The sequence below is a fragment of the uncultured Campylobacter sp. genome, from assembly GCF_938018145.1.
Classification (GTDB): Bacteria; Campylobacterota; Campylobacteria; order Campylobacterales; family Campylobacteraceae; genus Campylobacter_A.
Genome location: NZ_CALIII010000198.1, coordinates 1 through 1,020 on the forward strand (window position 1 = coordinate 1; position 1,020 = coordinate 1,020).

Here is a 1,020-nt window from a genome sequence, read left to right on the forward strand (position 1 = left end):
TTAGCACGACTTGGAAGACGTCGCCGCTTTTTAGGTACTCTTTGGCGCGTTCGGCGATGTTTAGAAAATGCGCTTTTTCGCCATCTAAGTCGGTTAAAATTTTATATTTGCACTGCCCTTTTGCGCGCTGTTCCTTGGCGGCCGCTTCGTCGTCTGCGCTAAATTTAACGAGAAAATCGTAATACCGCTCGCGGTCGCCGTAAAAGCTGTAAATTTTGCTATTTTTATCAAAGTGCAGGTAGGCGCGGGCGTTGGCGTAGAAAAAGTCGGGGAAATCGTACTGCGAGGCGTTAAATTCGGGTATTTTTTCAAAATATTTTATCCCGCCGTAGCCTAGCACTCCAAACAGTCCCGCAAAAGGGGCGCCCGATTTTTGAGCTTTAAAATAGCTCTTAAGCCCTGCAAAATCGGTCTGCTCGCTGCTGATATACTCGCAGTCGATACCGACGATGGTCTGCGTCGTGTCCTCGGCGAGGTAGGAGTTGGCGAATTTTTCGCGGATCTTTTCGTAATAAAAAACGGGGCTCAAAAGTAACATAAAACATCCTTTAATGAGCGTAGATTATATAAAAATTAAGCTTAATTTTCATTTGACGGCGGCGTCAAAAAGCTCGCGCTCTAGCCTCTGCGCCGCGTCTAGGGCGTGGCAGTCAAAGACGCCGTATCTAGCCGTGATGCTTTTTATATCCTCAAAGCTCACGACCGTTTTGCCCTCTCTTTTTTGAAATAAAAACTTAAACGGAAGCTCTAGCGCGAGGCTTGGCTCGCACTCTATTAACGGCGCAAGTACGCCCGGCGCGCCAAAAATCACCGTGACTGACGGCGTCAAATTTACTCCCGTTTGCGCGGCGAAAACGTGATGAGGCACTATGGCAAATTCGCTAATATCTTTCATATCAAGCAGTCTTTGAAATCTCTTGACCGCAGCTTCTAGCTCTAGCTCGCTTTGGCCTGCCGTGACGCCTGCAAAGGCCAAATTTAACCCCGCAAAAATCATCAAAAACAATCTTTTCAATAATT

Annotated in this window: 1 protein-coding gene and 1 pseudogene; both read right to left on the reverse strand. The window is 47.0% G+C overall.

What is annotated here, in order from left to right; genetic code table 11:
- A pseudogene (locus Q0338_RS04540) lies at positions 1–538 on the reverse strand (anthranilate synthase component I family protein); the annotation flags it as partial.
- Positions 539–586: 48 nt separating this feature from the next.
- Positions 587–1,020: DUF302 domain-containing protein (locus Q0338_RS04545; protein ID WP_298085721.1), on the reverse strand; the 434-nt coding region annotated here is incomplete at its 5' end.